The organism is Erythrobacter sp. S227, from assembly GCF_057364925.1.
The window spans coordinates 1,665,250-1,683,244 of record NZ_CP200280.1 but is presented as its reverse complement, the minus strand read 5'-3'; the positions used below and the strand labels follow the sequence as shown (position 1 = coordinate 1,683,244).

General features: G+C 56.3%; 10 protein-coding genes. 6 read left to right on the top strand and 4 right to left on the bottom strand.

Going from position 1 to position 17,995, the window contains the following annotated elements:
- Position 1 precedes the first annotated feature (1 nt).
- Entirely contained in the window at positions 2-943 is a 942-nt protein-coding gene (locus AC0V6Q_RS07935; RefSeq protein WP_486167854.1) for an alpha/beta hydrolase family protein, read from the bottom strand.
- Between the two features lie 22 nt (positions 944-965).
- On the bottom strand, positions 966-2,933 hold the full coding sequence (locus tag AC0V6Q_RS07930) for a hypothetical protein (RefSeq protein WP_486167853.1): 1,968 nt from the start codon (positions 2,931-2,933) through the stop codon (positions 966-968).
- 126 nt (positions 2,934-3,059) lie between these two features.
- On the opposite strand from AC0V6Q_RS07930, the gene AC0V6Q_RS07925 reads away from it, so the two are divergent.
- Positions 3,060-5,411: a trypsin-like serine protease gene (locus AC0V6Q_RS07925; protein WP_486167852.1), complete on the top strand. Its 2,352-nt coding sequence runs from the start codon at positions 3,060-3,062 to the stop codon at positions 5,409-5,411.
- 83 nt (positions 5,412-5,494) lie between these two features.
- Here AC0V6Q_RS07925 and AC0V6Q_RS07920 read toward each other — a convergent pair whose 3' ends face one another.
- Positions 5,495-5,749, bottom strand: a complete 255-nt coding sequence (locus AC0V6Q_RS07920) for a hypothetical protein (RefSeq protein WP_486167851.1) — start codon at positions 5,747-5,749, stop codon at positions 5,495-5,497.
- A gap of 40 nt (positions 5,750-5,789) precedes the next feature.
- Positions 5,790-7,793 (bottom strand): TIR domain-containing protein, encoded by a 2,004-nt coding sequence (locus AC0V6Q_RS07915; RefSeq protein ID WP_486167850.1) that lies wholly within the window; start codon positions 7,791-7,793, stop codon positions 5,790-5,792.
- 241 nt (positions 7,794-8,034) lie between these two features.
- On the opposite strand from AC0V6Q_RS07915, the gene AC0V6Q_RS07910 reads away from it, so the two are divergent.
- The 5 genes from AC0V6Q_RS07910 to AC0V6Q_RS07890 all read left to right on the top strand — a co-directional run bounded on the left by AC0V6Q_RS07910 (position 8,035) and on the right by AC0V6Q_RS07890 (position 17,927).
- Positions 8,035-9,387 carry a glycosyltransferase family 4 protein gene (locus tag AC0V6Q_RS07910; RefSeq protein ID WP_486167849.1) on the top strand — a complete coding sequence of 451 codons (1,353 nt, stop codon included), beginning with the start codon at positions 8,035-8,037 and terminating at the stop codon, positions 9,385-9,387.
- A 77-nt stretch (positions 9,388-9,464) separates the two neighbouring features.
- Positions 9,465-10,835, top strand: coding sequence for a TolC family protein (locus AC0V6Q_RS07905; protein WP_486167848.1), 1,371 nt, complete (start codon positions 9,465-9,467; stop codon positions 10,833-10,835).
- Between the two features lie 11 nt (positions 10,836-10,846).
- Complete coding sequence (locus tag AC0V6Q_RS07900; protein WP_486167847.1) at positions 10,847-12,961, top strand: ATP-binding cassette domain-containing protein; 2,115 nt, start codon at positions 10,847-10,849, stop codon at positions 12,959-12,961.
- A complete protein-coding gene (locus AC0V6Q_RS07895; protein WP_486167846.1) occupies positions 12,958-14,112 on the top strand; it encodes a beta-barrel domain-containing protein in 1,155 nt (384 codons plus the stop codon). Before AC0V6Q_RS07900 ends, AC0V6Q_RS07895 begins: the two co-directional genes overlap by 4 nt.
- 107 nt (positions 14,113-14,219) lie before the next feature.
- Entirely contained in the window at positions 14,220-17,927 is a 3,708-nt protein-coding gene (locus AC0V6Q_RS07890; RefSeq protein ID WP_486167845.1) for a beta strand repeat-containing protein, read from the top strand.
- Positions 17,928-17,995: the final 68 nt, after the last annotated feature.

Sequence of the window (17,995 nt, the reverse complement as noted above, 5' to 3'; positions counted from 1 at the left end):
TTTATTCGACGAATTGCGCAGCTGTTGCAGCCATCCCTGCGTTCGAATGCGCGACACTTTCTACCGTCTCCAAAGACCAGCCAAACGCCCAGCCGTTTTTCTGCGCAAATTCGCGCGCCGCGTTGTAAAATGATTGCCCGCGCGCAAAACGATGGGGGCCTTGCTGCATCGCGCCCTCGCTTCGGTTGAGCGATCTGTGGTTGGGATCCGTGTCGCGCGTTCCCAAAAGCACCACAACATCTTTTTCAAGAGCCGCGCGCAAAGCCTCCTGTGTCACAGGAAGCCCGCCAAGCCCGAACGGAAAATCGATGTCACGATCGGCAAAGGTGTACCATCCGGCATTGGCGGCAATAAAGCGTTTTACCCGCGCATCCGGTTTAAAGAACAAGTAGCGATGAACAAACTGCGATCCGGCCGAGTGGCCATAGATTGTGTACCGCGTCTGATCGCTGTCGAGCCTCGTTACGACATCGTCGAACAAAGGCTCGATTGCTGAAAAAGACCAAAGTTCCTCCTCGCGCCATTCACCCGTGTCCAGGTCCAAAGCGCCGCCGAGGTTGTAGTTACGCGATCGCGGAAAGCTTTCTTGCGAAAATTCTGGCGCAATGACGATGAATTGTCCGAGTGTAGCGTGCTCGACCCACTGATCGCGGTAGCGTTGCGGGTCGCGACGTGCGCCGTGCATGACAAACACAATCGGACTGTGCTTGCGGTCACTGCCTTCGGGGATGAATGTCCAGACGGGCATGTCCGGCCCGCGCCAATCGGTAAACACAAACGAGCCATTTCCATCGGGCAGCTCTTGCTGCTTTCCCTCTTGGGCCTGCGCTCCTGAGAATTGAAAAAGGGCAAGAAGAGACGCGATGCCAAGGAAAAAGGCTGCTCTAAGACGGAACGGAGGAAAGCCGCGCGATGGCCAGCTATCCCAGCTATCTGTTTTCATCCGCTTTCCCCTAACGCTGCGCTTAGGCTGGGAGCGACAGGTGCTTTGCACCAAAGACCGACTGCCAGCTCGCGATCTCTTCGATCACTGTTTCATCGACCAGTCTTACCACGTCGCTTGCGGCTCTGTAAGTGAGCCGTTCACCGTCTCCTGAAAGAAGCAGAGCGACACGGTTTTCGATATTGGCGAGCTTTTTGGCGGTCACGTTGGAAATCGAGGAGAAACGCTCGAAATCTCCGAAATACCGCATACCGGCAAGGTTTGCGCCTAATGTCGGGAGCGCTACGCCCAGAAAGGTGAAGGCCTTGGCAACCTGATAGGGCAGGTCGGCGGGTAGCCAACCCACTGCCGCGCCCAACTCGATTGCGAGATAGATCGACACTGAAATGAAAGCGGCGAGGAAACAGGCATCGGCTGATCCGTCAATGCGGTCATGCGCGCGTTTTAGCTGCTTGGATTTTGCTTCGTGGTAAAGCCGCTGTCCGCGAAGTTGGGGCAAAACGACCTGCGCGAGCGCCTTGCGCAGATAATCGCGGTCGACCTCGACATTGGGAAGTCCGGCAGCGCGCAAGGCATCCCGGCTGTATTTCTCGGGCCAGTCGGTAACCTCCCCGCTGGGCCAGCGGCCTGCGGGACGTGAGACACCGGTTATGAACAAAGTGGGGCTGTGACGCAGATATTCGGCCACCCGCCGGGTTTGAAACCACCTGCGATGCCATCCTCTGCGCGAACCCACAAATGTGATAAGCAAGATTGCAAACAGAAGGCCGAGCTCGACCGAAGCAAAGATCCATTTATGGCTCGCAAGGTCAAACGGCAGATAGGCGATCCCGGCGATAATCGCGAAGGCAGACAAAGCGAAATTGATCACCATGCCGCTGCGATAGGCATCGGACAGGCGGCTGGAGACCCCGTCGAACCATGCGAAGGTCGGCAACAGGTTTTCACGAATTGTTTGGGTCTTTGCAGCCTTCGGACCCAACAAATCCGTGGCCGTATAGACCAAATCCGCGGCGCTGCCTTGTGCGATCTGTTCAGGCTGTTCGTATTCGGAACTTAATGTGCCAGAACTGACGGTACGCCCGCCAAACACCGTTTCTGTCAAACGATAAATACCGCTGCCAAAAAAGCTTTTGGGCCGCCACTTCTCTCTTTCCAAAGCCTTGCGCCCGTCTGCCGACGGCGTGACGGCCTGTTCGACGATAGTGCGAAGCTTGGTCAAGTCTTTTGGGGATGTGTCAGCGCTCGCCTGATGCCCCAACTCTTCTGGCAGGGTCAGGATCGACCAAGTGTTCTGTGCCGAGATGTCGATCAAAAGGACGGGAATTCCATGAGACAGCGCGGTTGCAATGGTGTGCCCGGTCCCGCCTTCCAGACTTGAATGTTTGCGATCCCAAACGGCGATCAGCAGATCTGACCGCTCGATCATGATCTGCCCGGTCAGAGCGACATTGTCTGAAATCAACGCCTGCAACCGGTCCTTGCTGTGCGTATCGGCCGGGTCGTCGAGGGAATGGGCGAGAAGACTTGCGATCTCCTCGTCCTGATCTGCAATCGCGAAGGTGTCAGCCTTTGCATAAAGGCTGCGAATTTGCTCTGCCTTTTTCTCGACAGTCTTGTCCGATGCAGCTCGTCCATTGCGCACGGCGTCAACATCGCCACTGGTCGATGCGTCGGCATTGATCGCCAGATTCAGTCCGAGTCCGAAGGGAAGGGGCGCCACCAATTGCCAATTCTTGTCGATGGCCGCCTGCGCTGCGATTTGATCAATTCCCGGTGCCAAAAGGCTGTGGAAGCGAACAGTATCCGCGCCATCCGTCGTCTCATCGCCCGATGCTTCACGGCAAATTGTGTCAATCGTGTCCAGGACCGCCACCACAGCTTTGGTGATGCTAGTCTCATTGGCGCTGAAGATCGGATTGTCAGGCCGATGCCCGGTTATGCCCAGCGCAAGATGCGGTTTCCAAGAGGCGAAGATTTTTTCAGACATGGGTGATATGATCTATCTCTTCGCGTTCCGGTGTTTTTGGAGCATAGTCACCGCAAGGGTAAGGACACAAGCCTGCCGGTGATACCTGCTAAAGCTTTGGTGTGCTTGCATTTGGGGGATTGTGCAATGGCGATTTTCAGAGGCCGCAGACCGACACACTTGTCAGGTGCAATGGGCCTGTCCCTGCCCGTGTCGCTGTGCCTTTCGGTGTCCCTGTCGTTTGCCTTAGCTGTCGTCTCCAATGCCGCGTTGGCGCAGGTGGGGGAAACGGAGCGTGCCGAAACTTCTTCGGGCGCGGCAGATTATCAAACCTACGACCCAATCGGGACAACTCGTGCAGGCAAGGAAAAGCCGGCGGATGTTATTGCGCGCGAACAGGCCGAGTTTGACCGGAATGAGACGGCATGCGCGCAAGGCGATCAATCCGCCTGCACAAAACTGGGCGAGGCGTATGAATATGGCCGTGGCGTTGCGCAGGTTCGCCCGGTCTCGAACATCCTCTACAGTGAGGCTTGCGAAAACGATTTCGCCGACGGGTGCTACCAGCTGGGCAGATTGAACAGAGTCGTCTTTGAGGTCGAGGACCGTCCCGCGGCCACGAGCAGTTTCGAGCGTGCGTGTAGTCTTGGCTCGATGGATGGTTGCCTGCAACTCGCAATTGCGAGAGCGGAAGGCAACGGGATCGAGAGCGACACCGTAGAAGCAGAAAGACTGTTCCGTTTGTCTTGCGAACGCGGTGCGCAAGACGCGTGCCTGGGCCTCGCCCGGTTTCTGCTTTACACCGATCGAGGCGGACCCGCGATCAGCGAAGCGGTCGCCTTGTTGATCAGGGAATGCGAGGCCGGTGATGCCGAGGCTTGCATATCTCTTAACCGATTGGCCTATTCGGATGAGGCCCCCCCGGGCCTGCCTCATCCGGCGCGTGTGCTCTATCTTGGGTGCGAGGCAGGGGAGACTGCCTATTGCGAAGACCTTGGCAATAAAGCGATGCTGGGCGAAGGCATCGTCGAAGATCAGGCCTACGCTCTGGCGATGTATGACCGGGCCTGCAGCCTCAATGAAAGATACTGTGAGGCAGGGGAAAACGCTCGAAACCTGCCGATCCTGACCGAACGCTGCAACGAGGGAGACTTTGCTTCATGCACCGAAGTTGGGGCAATCTACCTGACCGGGAAAACGGTATTCTCAAGCAATCAATCTGCTTTCAATTTCCTCGCCTATGCGTGCGAGAACGGACAAGCCGATGCCTGTCAGCGGGCAGGGGTCGCTGCCAATACGCTCTTTTATGCCGGGTCTTCGCAAATGTGGGGCAGGGCCCAGCCTTTGCTCGAGACAGGGTGCGAACAGGGCGAGAAAGATGCATGCCGCTCGCTCGCCGATGGTTTGAGGCAAGGCGATACCATGCCACAGAACACGCCGCGCGCATATGAGCTTTACGCCAGGCTATGCGACGAGGGTAATGACCGGGATACATGCGATATCCTGGAAACTGCATCGATGCAGGAGGCGGATATACCCCTTGCTATTGCAGGAGCGGTTTATGAGCCGCCGCTCACCGAAGAAGAAGAGGAGGCGTTACGAAGACAATTGCTTGCAGAGCAAGCCGCTCAAGAGGAAGCGCTGTGCGATACAAATTCCGTTGAGTTTCGCGGAGAAGTCTATTCCGACACCATCTGCGGTTCCACCGGTTATGTACGCAATGGCTATAAATTGAGGCCAGGTCAGGCCCCTTGGCAGGCCTTGTTATGGCGGCCCGAACGGGTTCGCGGCATTCCCCGACCATTGCAAGCACATGAGCGCGTTTTGTGCGGTGGTTCAATCATCAAGAGCGGATGGATTTTGACCGCAGCGCACTGTCTAAGAGACCGGGGCGCATCAATTGAAGGGCGGGGTTACCGTGTGCGCCTTGGCGTTCACAATCCGCGAGAGGACGAAGGCATGAGCTTTCCGATCCTGTCGGTTCATGTACACAACAGATACAAGCCTTCGATCCATAAATTTGGCTTCGATATTGGTCTGATCCGGTATGATGCATCACGCGGAGAACAACTGGGACCCACCAATGCCGTGACCCGCATTGCGTTAGACAATGTGCCCGTGGGCCGGCGTTCGATACCGCGCGGAATGCCCGCCTATGTCTATGGCTGGGGTCTTACAGGGTATCGGACGGGCACCACGACAGATACATTGCTCGGGGCAAAGCTGCAGGTCTACCCTCTGGATGAGTGCACCGATTCCACCAACTACAGAGGTGCTTACCTCAATTCAGCGCTATGCGCTGCGGGTCGGAACGGACAGCAGGCATGCACAGGGGACAGCGGAGGTCCGCTAATCTACTATGGCGATGCAGATGGCAGGCCGCGGGTGATCGGCGTGGTAAGTTCCGGTTTCAGTTGTGGTGAGACCGGGAAGGCGAGCCGTTACACCCGTGTTGCCGCGGCGCTTGATTGGATCAATCGAGTGATCGGCGGTCGGTAATTGCGACCGAACCCAAACGGTCGGGAAATAAGCCGGTTTGCCAATCCGCGGACTGGCGGTGGACAAACCGGCCAAATCACGAATTATTCTTCGCCAGGAGCGGCCATTGGACCGATCGGGTTGCTAGTGCCTTCTTCTTCGTCGTCGCCAGCGGCATCGCTCGCAGTTTCTGCTGTCGCCTCTTCAGCGCCACTTTCGGGCGCTTCAACTTCGGCAGTCTCTGCCACTTCGGTTGCTTCGGCTTCAAGCGATTCTGTTGCCTCTTCTGCTTCGCCTGCACACGCAGCGAGCGCCAGAGCGGCTGACCCCAGAATAAAGCTCGATGGAATGAATTTCATAGTTCCCCCCTTAAAGGATTTTTGGACCGAGTATGAGCTATCATATGGTCAAGTCCAATAGCAACGCTTCAAAACGAGGGTTTGTCCGCAGCGGATCAAGCAGAGGATCATTGCGTGCCAGCAAAAGGCCAGGGTCCTTCGCTTCGACCGCCCTTTCGAAAGCGTTGAGCGCGGATGGAACATCGCCCCATCCAGCGTAGACTTGTGCATGTTGGTAGAGGCTTGCATCGCCGTATTGCGCGACCAAGGCATCAAATTCTTCGCGTGCCAGCTTTGTATCTCCCAACTTGTGCCTGACTATCGCCAACCCAACTAAACGGAACACCGGCACAGTTTCCTTGGCAAACGCATTTTCAGCGGCTTGAAGGTCGCCTTTCATCAACCATGCTGTGCCCGCTGCGTAGTTGACACTCGCGAAGTTGGGATTGATCGCCAGCGCTTCGTTTGCACGGGTGATGGTTGCTTCATAATTGCGGGCCAGCAATTCGACGAAGCTCGCGGTTCGAAACGCTCTGGCATTGAGCGGGTCAAGCTCGATGACCTTGTCGATCATTTGCGTCGCAAGGTCCTGCTTGTCCCCGTAGGCGTAGAAGATTGCCACTGATCGCTGAACATCTGCATCGCCGGGCGCTAGTTGTTCTGCCTGTTGATAGTGTGGCGCTGCGCTTGCGCGGTCCAGTTTGCCGTTATTGAGAATAAAGCCGAGCGCCAAATGGCCTGAAGCAAGCGCTGGCTCCAGTTCAATTGACCTCTCGGCTGCTTCTAAAGCTTGGTCGAACAAACGCGTGATCTCGCCTGCATCGGGCGTGGCGTTTGCAATCCCGGCCAGTTGATTGGCGCGCATTGCATATGCTTTTGCGTAGGATGGGTCCGAAGCGATTGCAGCATCAAATTGTGCAAGCGCTGCGCGGTCGCTTTCGACCCCGGAAGAAAGCTCGGCCAAGGCCATGCCCCGCAGAAATGCTTCGTAGGCGCGAATGTCATTGGTTCCGCCGACATCTTCCTGATCGATGAGAGACCTTTCGGCCTCACGCTCGCTTGCGATTTGGGCGACTAAGCTAAGAGCAACCGTTTGTGCGATCTCGGTCTGGATTGAAAACACATCGGAAAATGCCCGATCATAGCTCTCAGCCCAACGCACAACTCCATCGGCGATCTGTATAAGCTCGGCACTGATGCGCACAATGCCGTCGGCAAGCTGCACGCTGCCGCGCAAGATGTAGGGCACGCCCAAAGCTCGCCCGATCTCGAATTCGTCCTCTCCTTCAAGCGCGGTCGAAGAAGTCGGGGCCGAGACCTTCAACCGCGGATTGCGCGCCAAAACTTGTCGAAGCTCGTTCGAGAGCCCGTCGCTAAACCATGCCTGCTCTTCATCCCCGTTGAGGTTCGAAAACCGCAAGACCGCCATCGCGACCACGGCATCACCGGCTGTGCCAGACGGTAGAAGGTCGAATTGCCATGCAGCAAGGCCAGCCCCGACCACCGCGATGGATGCACCACCAAGAATAAGGTTTCGGCGAGATATCGCCCCGCCGTCTGTTCCGACTGTGGTGGCCGGACGATTTGCACTGGTGTGCGCAGGCGAATCTGCACGTGGAGCGTCTCCATCATGCAAGGCGATCAGTCCGTTGATAGCCGTGATAACGCTCTGCATTTCAGCGGCTTTTGGATCGCCCTTCCAACTGCTGATGTCGAGAAGCTGTATCTGTCTAAAGCCTAATGGCGACATCGTCCCGTCAAGCGAAACGGGAACCAGTCTGCCGCGCTCACGCCCGCTTTGCGCTTCGTCGCGGACCCAGTTGGAATCAACCGAAAGCTTTGACCAGAGCACCACCACGCAGTCCGCGTTTTCAAGAGCGGCTTCGGTTGTGGGCAGATAGTTTACCCCGCCTTCAAGAAGGCCATCCCACCACACGTCAAAGCCGGCATCTTCCAGAATGGAGATGATCGGGCGAGCAGCGTCAATATCGGCACGGGTGTAGCTTAAGAACAGGCGCGGCTTTGGTCGCTCGTTCGCCGCCTCTAAATTGTTGCCGTCTGCCATTTGCACCCCCGTGGCGATCACGTTGTAACATGGATAGTGGCAAGCTATCCAACTGGCTAGGCCTTACGCGAGTTTAGACAGGGTCGAGCAGATGTGTGGTGTTCATCGGCGACTTTGGTGCCTCCAGATAGAGGTTCTTTGCGCAATTGGCCTTTCTGCAAAGTCATTTCACCTCAATACTGAGCAAATACTCTTTTTGGATGATCTTCTGTTTGATTGGAGCAACGCCGCCCTCTAGACGTTGCGGCGATTTTCAACTCCCGCATTTTTAAGGAATAGCGTCTTGTCCAGAATTTTGATCGACGGATACAATTTGGGATTGGAGAAGGGCACTGGGGTTGCAACCTATGCGCGCAATCTAAGCTATGAAATCCATGCGCTCGGGCACGAGATTGATGTGCTTTACGGCAACCGGATGAGCGCGTCGAAAAATGACCTGATGAGCGAGATTCACTTCTTTGATTTAGGCGAGGATGAGAGAAACAAGTTTTTCCGGATACTGGAGCAGGCCCAGCAAGCGGTCCATGCGCCATTTACATTTCGGGCCAAGCGTATCCCCGTCACGGGCAAGGTCGTCACAAAGACATTCAAATCACGCCTTCCTGCGTTTGATCGCCTGTTCAACTCGCGTGATCTGTTCATTCGTTCCCAAAGCGCGTTCAAACTTTGGCAGCGCCCTTCGGCCATCCGGATCGATGAAAAGCCCGATCTGGTGCACTGGACTTATCCTATTCCGATTTGGCTAAAGGGGCAGCCAAACCTCTACACATTGCACGATATTGTGCCCTTGCGGCTTCCCTATACGACGCTTGATCACAAACGCCGTTACCTCAAGCTCCTGCAAAAGCTTGATAAAAAGGCGGAGCATTTTGTGACCGTCTCCGAAAATTCGAAACGCGATTTGGTCGAACTGGTCGGCATTTCACCGGACCGGATTACCAACACATATCAATCGGTCAGCATCCCGGACAAATACGCAAACAAGCCCGAGGATCAGGTCGCTCGCGAAGTCGAAGGCCTGACCGGCATGGATTACAAAGGGTATTTCCTGTTCTGGGGTTCGTTAGAGCCAAAAAAGAACATCGGCAGGATGATCGAGGCCTATCTTTCATCGCAGGTCGATACTCCGCTTGTGATCGTCGGTGCGCAGGCGTGGAAGGCCGATCAGGAGCTCAAGCTTTTGGGTGATACATCATCCTATTACGGCGGGGTTGAGCGCCAGCGCGGCGCAAGAAAACGCATTGTGCAAATGCCTTATGCCCCGTTCCCGCTTCTGGTCAGCCTGATCAGGGGTGCAAAGGCTGCGGTTTTTCCATCTCTTTACGAAGGGTTTGGCCTACCAGCGCTCGAAGCCATGCTGCTCGGGACACCGGTGATTTGTTCAAACACGTCTTCGCTTCCCGAGGTGACCGGCGATGCCGCCTATGCAGTTGACCCATACGACACCAGCGCCATCACAAAGGCTATCAGGGCGATTGATGCTGACGCGGATTTACGGGCAGATTTGGCTGAGCGAGGCAAACTACAGGCGGCTCTATACAGCCCCGAGAAGTACCGTGCGCGCTTGAAAGACGTGTACGACCGCTACCTCTAACCTCGCTTCTTTGCGACACACACGGGACTATAAACTGGTCAACTGGCGTCCGGGATGGCAAGACATCTTTGAGACTTATGGGACTTACGATCAAAATGCTTAGGGCGCGCGGTGTTTTTTGGGGCTCCACTTTCGTGGTCTCGGCAAAGCGCGCTGCCTTGAAGACAGGCGGCGCTGCGGTGGTTGCTACCGTACTCGCTGGTGTATCAGTGCCAACTGCCGCCCAGACCTATGGGCCAGAAGACACCGGAAGTTCCAGCCGCGCTCCGATAGATCAGCCGGACCTTCCGCAACCATTGCTCGATGCGGTCGAAACCTCCCTTAGCCAGAACCCGCAGGTTCTTGCAGGATTGGCCGAATTAGCAGCGCTCAACAGCGATTTGCGCGGCGCAAAGTGGCAACGGTTCCCCAATTTGAGCGCTGAAATCCTTGCAACGACCGGCGGGTCCAATGCGGCCGACGTCGATGGTTTGGCAGTCAACCTTGCGCTGGAGCAGCCGATCTGGACAGCGGGCCGGATCAACAATTCGATTGAGGTTGCACGGACCAGCCGCAACATCGGTCGCACGGCCTTGCGCGAAATCCGCTTCGATATCCTGCTTGCTATCACAAATTCCTATTATGAGGCGCTGCTGGCGTTCGAGCGGGTCGAAGCGCTGGAGACCGGCCTTGCAGAAATGCGCCTGCTTGCTGAATCGATTGAGCGGCGTGTTGCACGCGAAGTGTCTCCGGCGGCGGACCTCAGATTGGCTCGCTCGCGCCTGACACAGCTTGAGGTGGAGATCACCTCCGCCCGCGAGATCGGCGAGAATGCCATGCTTCGACTTGAGGAGTTGGTGGGCGGCCCCGTTCCAAAGCCGGTGTTTCCAACGCACAACCTAGCCCTTGGCCTTCCTGTTCAGGAGATCGGCTTGCGCGAAGCGATGAGCTGTTCTCCTCTGTTGGAGCGTCTGCGCGGCGAGATTGATCTTGCTGATGCGCAAAGAAAGGTCACCCGCAGCGGCCTGTTCCCGCAGCTGCTTGTCCAGCTTTCCCAGAATGAGCTGACGGGTGCGCGCGCCGCGCTCGCACTGCGTTGGCAAACCGGCAACGGGCTATCCCAGCTTTCAGCGACCCGCAGCGCGGAGGCGCGGGTTGAGCGGGCGATTGCACTATTGGGACAAGCGGATCAGGAAATGCGGCGCGTTGCCAGCAGCGAGTATGTTGCCCTGCGATCAAGCCAACGGCGCGAAGAGGCGGGGCAGATGGCGCTCGATGCAGCGACAGAATTGCTTGCCAGCTATCGGCGCCAATTCGTTGCCGGGCGGCGCAGTTGGCTCGATGTGATGAATGCCGCGCGTGAAAAGACTTTTGCGAGTGTCTCTTACCGTGATGCGCGGGTGAATGTGGCTGGCTCCGCAACGCGTATTCTGGCGCTATCGTGCTATTGGCGGCCACAGGGCATATAGTGCACAAACCGATGGCCAAACATGATCTTCTAAGGGCGCTTGAAACCTTTGCGCAGGCAAGCGGTGCTTCATTGCCACCCGGTTGGGAAGCAGAGCTTGGCGAGGACACCCTTGGCGAAGGTGCTGACAGTCTTGAGGCTGTGCGGACCAAGATGGGTTGGAATGCGCCGCAAGTGATTGAGGGCCGACCCCAGCCAGACCAGTTCCCGCTTCTTGTACATGATCCGGCGCGCGGTTGGCTTGTCGCACGGCAGTGGATTGGTGAAGAGCAGATGGCAGTTATTGCCAGTTCTGAGGCGTTGATTTGGGACCAGGGGCAATCGTTCTTTGCCCTGACAATTCCCGACCCCTTGCGCGAAAACCCGACATCTGCGTTTGGCATTTTCGCCAAGGCCATAAAACGCCGCAGTCGCGTGCTTATGATTGCAGGGTTTGCGACGATTTTTGCCAATATCCTGACGCTTGCAACCTCGCTTTATGCCATGCAGCTTTACGATCGCGTCATTCCACTGGCGAGCTTTGAGACGTTGTTTGTGCTGACAGCGGGCGTGCTGTTTGCGCTGGTCCTAGACCTTGCGTTGAGAAGCCTTCGCGCGGTTTTGATCGAGGCCGAGGCGCAAAATATCGACAAGGAAGTCTCCGAATTTTTCTTCGCAAGGGCGCAGGCCATTCGCCTTGACGCCCGGCCCAAAGGGATCGGCACAATGGCCGCGCAAATTCAGGGGCAAGAGCAGATCCGGCAGGTCATGTCGTCGAGCTCACTGTTCGTCTTTGCCGATTTGCCATTTGCTATACTGTTCATCGGCGTGATCGGGTGGATCGGTGGGAGCGTCGCCCTGGTGCCAATCATCAGCCTTCCGTTCGCACTGCTGCTCGCCTGGTTCTTTGCGCGGATTATTCGCAAAGGGGCCGAACGGGCGCAGGTCACTGGCAATCAGAAAAACGGCCTGTTGGTCGAGATGTTGGATGCGACCGAAACGATCAAAGCCAATCGCGGTTCGTGGCAAATGATCGGCCAGTGGAACAAGCTCATCCGCCAGATCCACCACTACGAAGTGCCGGTGAAGCGTGCCTCGGCGGTCTCGGGGTCATTGTTCTCGACGGTCCAGCAAACGAGCTATGTCGCGGTCATGGGCTATGGCGCCTATCTTGCGGCCACGGGTCAGATTACGACCGGCGGACTTCTGGCTTGTTCGATTATTGTTGGGCGCATCAATGGCCCGTTGATTGCGCAATTGCCCAATTTAATTGTTCAATGGGGCTATGCACGCTCATCGCTCAAAGCGCTAGATGCCTTGTTGGAACACCCCGTTGAACGCACTGTGGCAAGTGCCAGCTTGAAACCATCGTCCATGGTCGGACCTGTCACGGTGAGCGATGTCTCCTTCGCTTATGGCGAGGGGCCGCCAGTCGTCGAGATTGAGCGCCTGGAGTTCAAGCCGGGTGAAAGGGTGGCTCTTGTCGGCGGAGTGGGTGCGGGCAAATCCACTCTGCTCAAACTGCTGGCGGGCCTGTATTCGCCGCAATCAGGCGCGATTTCTCTGGCCGGTTATGACCTCAACTTTCTCTCTGAAGATGCGGTTAGGGGGCATGTCGGATATCTCTCGCAAAGCTCGCGGCTGGTTCGGGGGACATTGCGCGATAGCCTCTCCATGGGGTTGTCCGATGTTCCCGACGAAACCTTGATCCAGACAGCATGCGCGACCGGGCTCAAGGCCCTGTTCGGGGAGCAAAAGCCGGGTCTTGATGGCGTAGTTCAAGAGGGTGGTGCAGGTCTTTCAGGCGGCCAACGTTCCTTGATCGGGCTAAACCGGCTGATTCACCAATCGCCCAATGTTTGGTTGCTGGATGAACCCACGGCGGCGCTTGATGTAAATACGGAAAAAGCGGTTCTCGACGCGGTGATGGATGCATGCGGTCCAAAAGGCATCTTCATCATGGCGACGCACAAGAAGGAACTCCTTACGCGCTGCACTCGCTTTGTCGCTTTGGAGAATGGCAAGGTCATTCATGACCAGCCTCTAAAAGGCGCTCCGAAAAAGCCGCCAGTCGGCGGTAGCGGGAGCGGTGCGAGGAAGCCGGAAGGCTTGGTGACGACCCGATTGGATATGAAGAAACCCAAATGAACAAGCTCATCCGTCCGGCCTCTTTGATCATCATCACGATCGGTCTTGCCGTCGCCATCTTCATTGCTTGGGCGCAGTGGGCGGAGCTTGACCAGGTGACGCGTGCGCCGGGCAAAGTGGTGCCATTTTCGCGCATTCAGATTGTTCAGAGCGAACAGGACGGGGCGATTTCGGATATTGCCGTGCGCGAGGGTGAGACAGTCATCGCTGGACAAATGCTTGTGGCACTGGACATGGTCCAACTCGAAGCAGCGGTCCGCGAAGCGCGCGTCAAAGTGGCTGCGCTTGAAAGCCGCATGGCGCGCATCAATGCCGAACTATACGACCGCCCGCTGACCTTTCCCAGCTCCATTGAGGGCTATGATGAATTCATGTCCAACCAGCGCCAATTGTACAGGCGTCGGCGTGCAGCCTTCACCGAAGAGGTGCGCACGCTTCAGGAACTGGCCAGCCTCCAGCAGCAGGAACTCGATCTGAGCGCACCGCTTTTGGACACGGGCGATGTCGCAAGGTCCGAGATAATCCGTATGCAGCGAGAGGTGGTCGAGACCAGAGGCCGTATCTCGATGGTCCGGTCCGATTACAGCCGCGACCTGCAAAACGAATTTGCGCAAACGGATGAGGAACTCGCAGCCTCTCGCGAAATCCTTGCCCGGGCCGAAGATAGCCTCAGAGCTGCGACCCTGCGCGCGCCCACTGCCGGAGTGGTCAAGAACGTGCGGTTCAATACCATTGGCGGCTTTGTTCGCGCCGGTGAAGAAGTGCTCCAGATTGTGCCTGTGGGCGAGAAGCTGATCGTGGAATCCCGCGTTCCCCCACGCGACATTGCCTTTGTGAAGCTCAACCAAAAAGCGCGGGTGAACTTTGATGCCTATGACAATGCGATCTATGGCTCGGCAGACGGCAAGGTTGTCTTTATCAGTCCCGATACTTTAACCGAGCAGGCGCAGGACGGGTCAAGCGAGACTTATTACCGCGTCAATCTGGAAGTCGACACGGCGTCAATGCGCGAAGTGCCCGGGCGCGATCTGATCAGCCTGCAACCCGGCATGATCGCAACAGCGGAAATTTTAACCGGAGAAACAACCGTCTGGGCCTATCTGACGAAACCGATCCTGAAAACGGTTTCTGATAGCCTTCAGGAGCAGTAGTCGGATTAGCCGGGTACTATTGAGAAGTATCCAAACGGCCTTGGCTCAAAGTCAACTTTGCTTATAACTATCAAACAGAAAAACAGACTTCATAGCAAAGGAAGAAGATGTCTGAACCAGACTTGAGTGGCCCTGGATACGACGTATTCAATCTGGTCGATGTTGGTGCATACAGCTCTCAGCTGAGCCCTGATGAAACAAAGATTTTTGTATCGACCACCAGCGGCGATATTCTGGTGTTTGATGTCGCGACACGCGCATTGCTTCAAACAATCAATGTCGCAGCCGAGCTCTTTACGATGGCGATCTCGGACGATGCCTCGATAGCCTATGTGATTGGCGCGCAGACCAGCGGAGGGACGACCGCGATATATGAGGTGAATCTCGCGACCGGTGCGTCAACGATTTTGCCGAATACATCTGGCCTGAATGCAAGAGACGTGGAGACGATTGACGGCAACCAGCTGCTCGTTTCGGGACCGCAGACATATATCTATGATCTGGATACGCAGCAGGCATCCACCTCGTTCAATCCCGGCTTTGGTACGAACACCATTTTCTTCGAAAGCGACGGGTTTGTTTTGATCGGAGATATCGACATCTCCAACGCAGCCCTCCAGCTTTACGATCTCTCGCAAGGACGCGTGGTTTCTTCGGGCGACAACTTTATCGGGCCGGGCCCAATTGGCCCTAGCAATGGTGTATTCGCAGTCTCGCGAGAAGCCGGATTGATCGCTCAGTACATCGCTGGCGAGGGATTGAAGGTTTACGATCTCGACTTCAACTTTGTCTATGCAGAGCGTTTCTGGGGCTTCTTCGATGATGGATTCGGCTTCAGCGATGACGGATCATTTCTGCTCGCCTTGTCAGGGGCAACTCTGACAGCTTTTGACACAACAACCTGGACTGCCCGACAGGTTTTCAGTCTGGCGGGAGTTGGCACTGGCAGGCCATTCGATAGCGGCGATAATGGTGATGCGATCCGGGTCACATCCGATGATCGGACCATCATCGTCACGAGCACTTTCGGCGGTTTCGTCAATATCATCTCGCTGGATGAACCAATTGGAACCGACCCAGGGGTATTCGGCACAGAGGGTAACGACAATCTGGAAGCGGTCGTAGGGCAGGACGTTGACGGTCTTGGCGGCACCGACCGGCTGGAAATCAACTTCAGTTCTGCGACCGAGGGTGTGACCGCAGATTTTCGCGGGCTTGAAACCGGGCCTGTGACGATTGCGGGCGGGACCATCTCCAACATTGAAAACATTCAATTGATCCAAGGCAGCGAGTTCAACGATTTTCTTGCGATCTATCAGGATTTCCCGATCGGCAATGCGATCATCAACGGCAATGGCGGTGATGACGAGATCATAATAAGCATGTCGGTTGGCAGTTTTGGTCCGCAAGTCTCTGGCGGTGCCGGCGATGACCTGATTGATGCGCGCGGCACCTTTAATGGCGGAAGCTATTTCGGCGGCAGTGGAAACGACACAATTTACACCGGTCAAAGTTTCCGGTCATCGGCAAGCGGCGGTGATGGCGATGACATCATCGAAACCTACGGCTCAGCAGATGGCGGCGCGGGCAACGATACGATTACCCTGTTTGAGCCTGGTGATGTCACATCGACAACTTTGACCGGCTTTGGGGGCGACGGGGACGATACGATCACGGTTGATCTCTCTGACCGATTTGGTGACCCACCACAGGCCGATCTTGCAGGCGGTGCGGGGGCGGATATGTTGATCGGCGGCAACGGCAACGACTTTATCTCTTCAGGCGATTTTGATGGCAATCGTATCGCTGCGCCTGACAACGGGACTGAGCAGGACACGCTAATCGGCGGTCTTGGCGGTGACCAACTGGCCGCAGGTATTGGCGACAATGTTGATGGCGGCGAAGGGTTTGACAGACTTACACTGTCATTTGGCGGTTCAAGCACCGGCATCACTCTCAACACCGATGACCTGATCAGCGGTTCGTCGACAATTGTTGGCGGAGGGACGATCCAGAATATCGAAGCGGTCGCTCGTATCTTCGGGACCGATTTCGCCGACAATATCACCGTGGGGCCGGGCAGTGCCCCTCCTTCGTCCCGCACTCAGGTGCAAGGTGGGGGCGGCGATGACGTCTTCACCAATAACGGCGGTGCAGCTACCTTCGCAGGTGAAAGCGGCAATGACCGCTTCATTGTTACCGACAATGCGGGCTCGGGTTCATTTTTCGGTGGTGATGGGATCGACACTTTCGATCTAACCCAAAATACAACCGGCCTGACCGTCACTTTGTCCGACAACCCACAAAGTGTTTTTGGCTCAAGCAGCGTGAACGAGCAGCTTGGAGAGGTGGAGAATGTCGAAGGCGGCTCTGGCGATGACATCATCCTTGGCTCGGTGCTAGACAACGTCCTGAACGGCAATGGTGGCAATGACATTATTGATGGCGGCTTTGGCAATAACACGTTGAACGGGGGCGCGGGCGTTGATGAACTGCGCTTCCTCCACGCCAACGTATCGGTCACAGTCGACCTGAGGCTCAGCCAGCAGCAGGTGGGCACCGGTTTCATCACGATCAGCGGCTTTGAAAACCTTGGTGGTTCCAATTCGGGCGACACATTGATCGGCAATGCGGCGGCCAATGTCATTCAAGGCTTTGACGGCAATGACGTCATTGATGGCGGCGGAGGGAATGATGATCTGCGCGGCGGCGCGGGCACAGACCAATTGCGCTTCGACAGCGCGAATAACGGCGTTTCGGTCAATCTTTCGCTGACGACCGCGCAGAATACGGGTGTTGGGCTCGTCACCTTGAGCGGTTTCGAGAATGTCACCGGCACAAGATTTGACGACACGATCACCGGTTCGACCGGCAACAACATCATCACTGGCGGCGCTGGCAATGACACCATTGACGGCGGCGTCGGTCTTGACCGGGCGGTCTTTGCCGGAAACTTCGAGCAGTTCAACGTTCGTGAGACCTCGCAAGGGCTTTACTCTGTTAACGGGCAAGGTGCCGACAGCGTGACCAATATCGAAGTGCTCCGTTTCGATGATATCGACGTGTTGCTCGACCTTGGCGACGGGCTGGCGATTGATCCGGGCAGTGACGATCCCGATACCTTCATGGTCAACATCCGCGACTTTGGCGGCAATGATTTTGGCGGGGCTGCGAATTGGGTGCGGATTGGTGAGGCCGATGCCAACCTTGATGGCAGTGTCGACTACATTTTTGTGAACCGCCGGATTGGCCGTTTTGCCGAAGTGGGTGTGGATGCCGATGGTCTGGTACAGTTCGATAACCACGGCCAGGGCGGCGACACGCGTGTTGTTGGCATTTACATCGACCCGCTGGTGCAAAGCGGTGATGTTGAAGCAGGTGGTCCATTCGACAGCCAGACCCGGTTCCAGAATGACCTCTTCATCGGCAATATCTCAACGGTTCTTGGTTCTCAGGATTATGACGGTGATGGGCTTGCCGAAATCTACTTCGCTCTAACCGATGGCACAGCCTATCTTCGCGCGCTGATGCACGCGGATGGCAATATTCGGTATGCCAATTATCAATCGGAACAGCAGGTGCGTGACTACCTGACCGCCAATGGCTTTGGAGAAGAGACGTTCGGCGATTGGTTCCCGAGTGTGCCTAGCGGCCAGAGCGCTCAGGACAAAGCGAGCGCGTTGGAACCGATCACTGAGCTCGGCCCACACTTTGCACTTGTGAGCGACCCGTTTGCGAGTGGCGACATATCGCTTGAGGCGGCGTCCTTGTGGCAAGGGCAGTATCGCGAGTTTCCGACCGAGTTCTTTGGGTGAGATCGGCATTTTACTTGTACTAGCCCCTCCCTGTCGGCAAAAGCACTTCAGGGATTCCCATGAGGCTC

Coding starts and splice junctions, on each gene's coding strand:
- AC0V6Q_RS07935 (WP_486167854.1), bottom strand. CDS start 943: ATGAAAACAGATAGCTGGGATAGCTGGCCATCGCGCGGCTTTCCTCCG.
- AC0V6Q_RS07930 (WP_486167853.1), bottom strand. CDS start 2,933: ATGTCTGAAAAAATCTTCGCCTCTTGGAAACCGCATCTTGCGCTGGGC.
- AC0V6Q_RS07925 (WP_486167852.1), top strand. CDS start 3,060: ATGGCGATTTTCAGAGGCCGCAGACCGACACACTTGTCAGGTGCAATG.
- AC0V6Q_RS07920 (WP_486167851.1), bottom strand. CDS start 5,749: ATGAAATTCATTCCATCGAGCTTTATTCTGGGGTCAGCCGCTCTGGCG.
- AC0V6Q_RS07915 (WP_486167850.1), bottom strand. CDS start 7,793: ATGGCAGACGGCAACAATTTAGAGGCGGCGAACGAGCGACCAAAGCCG.
- AC0V6Q_RS07905 (WP_486167848.1), top strand. CDS start 9,465: ATGGGACTTACGATCAAAATGCTTAGGGCGCGCGGTGTTTTTTGGGGC.
- AC0V6Q_RS07900 (WP_486167847.1), top strand. CDS start 10,847: ATGGCCAAACATGATCTTCTAAGGGCGCTTGAAACCTTTGCGCAGGCA.
- AC0V6Q_RS07895 (WP_486167846.1), top strand. CDS start 12,958: ATGAACAAGCTCATCCGTCCGGCCTCTTTGATCATCATCACGATCGGT.
- AC0V6Q_RS07890 (WP_486167845.1), top strand. CDS start 14,220: ATGTCTGAACCAGACTTGAGTGGCCCTGGATACGACGTATTCAATCTG.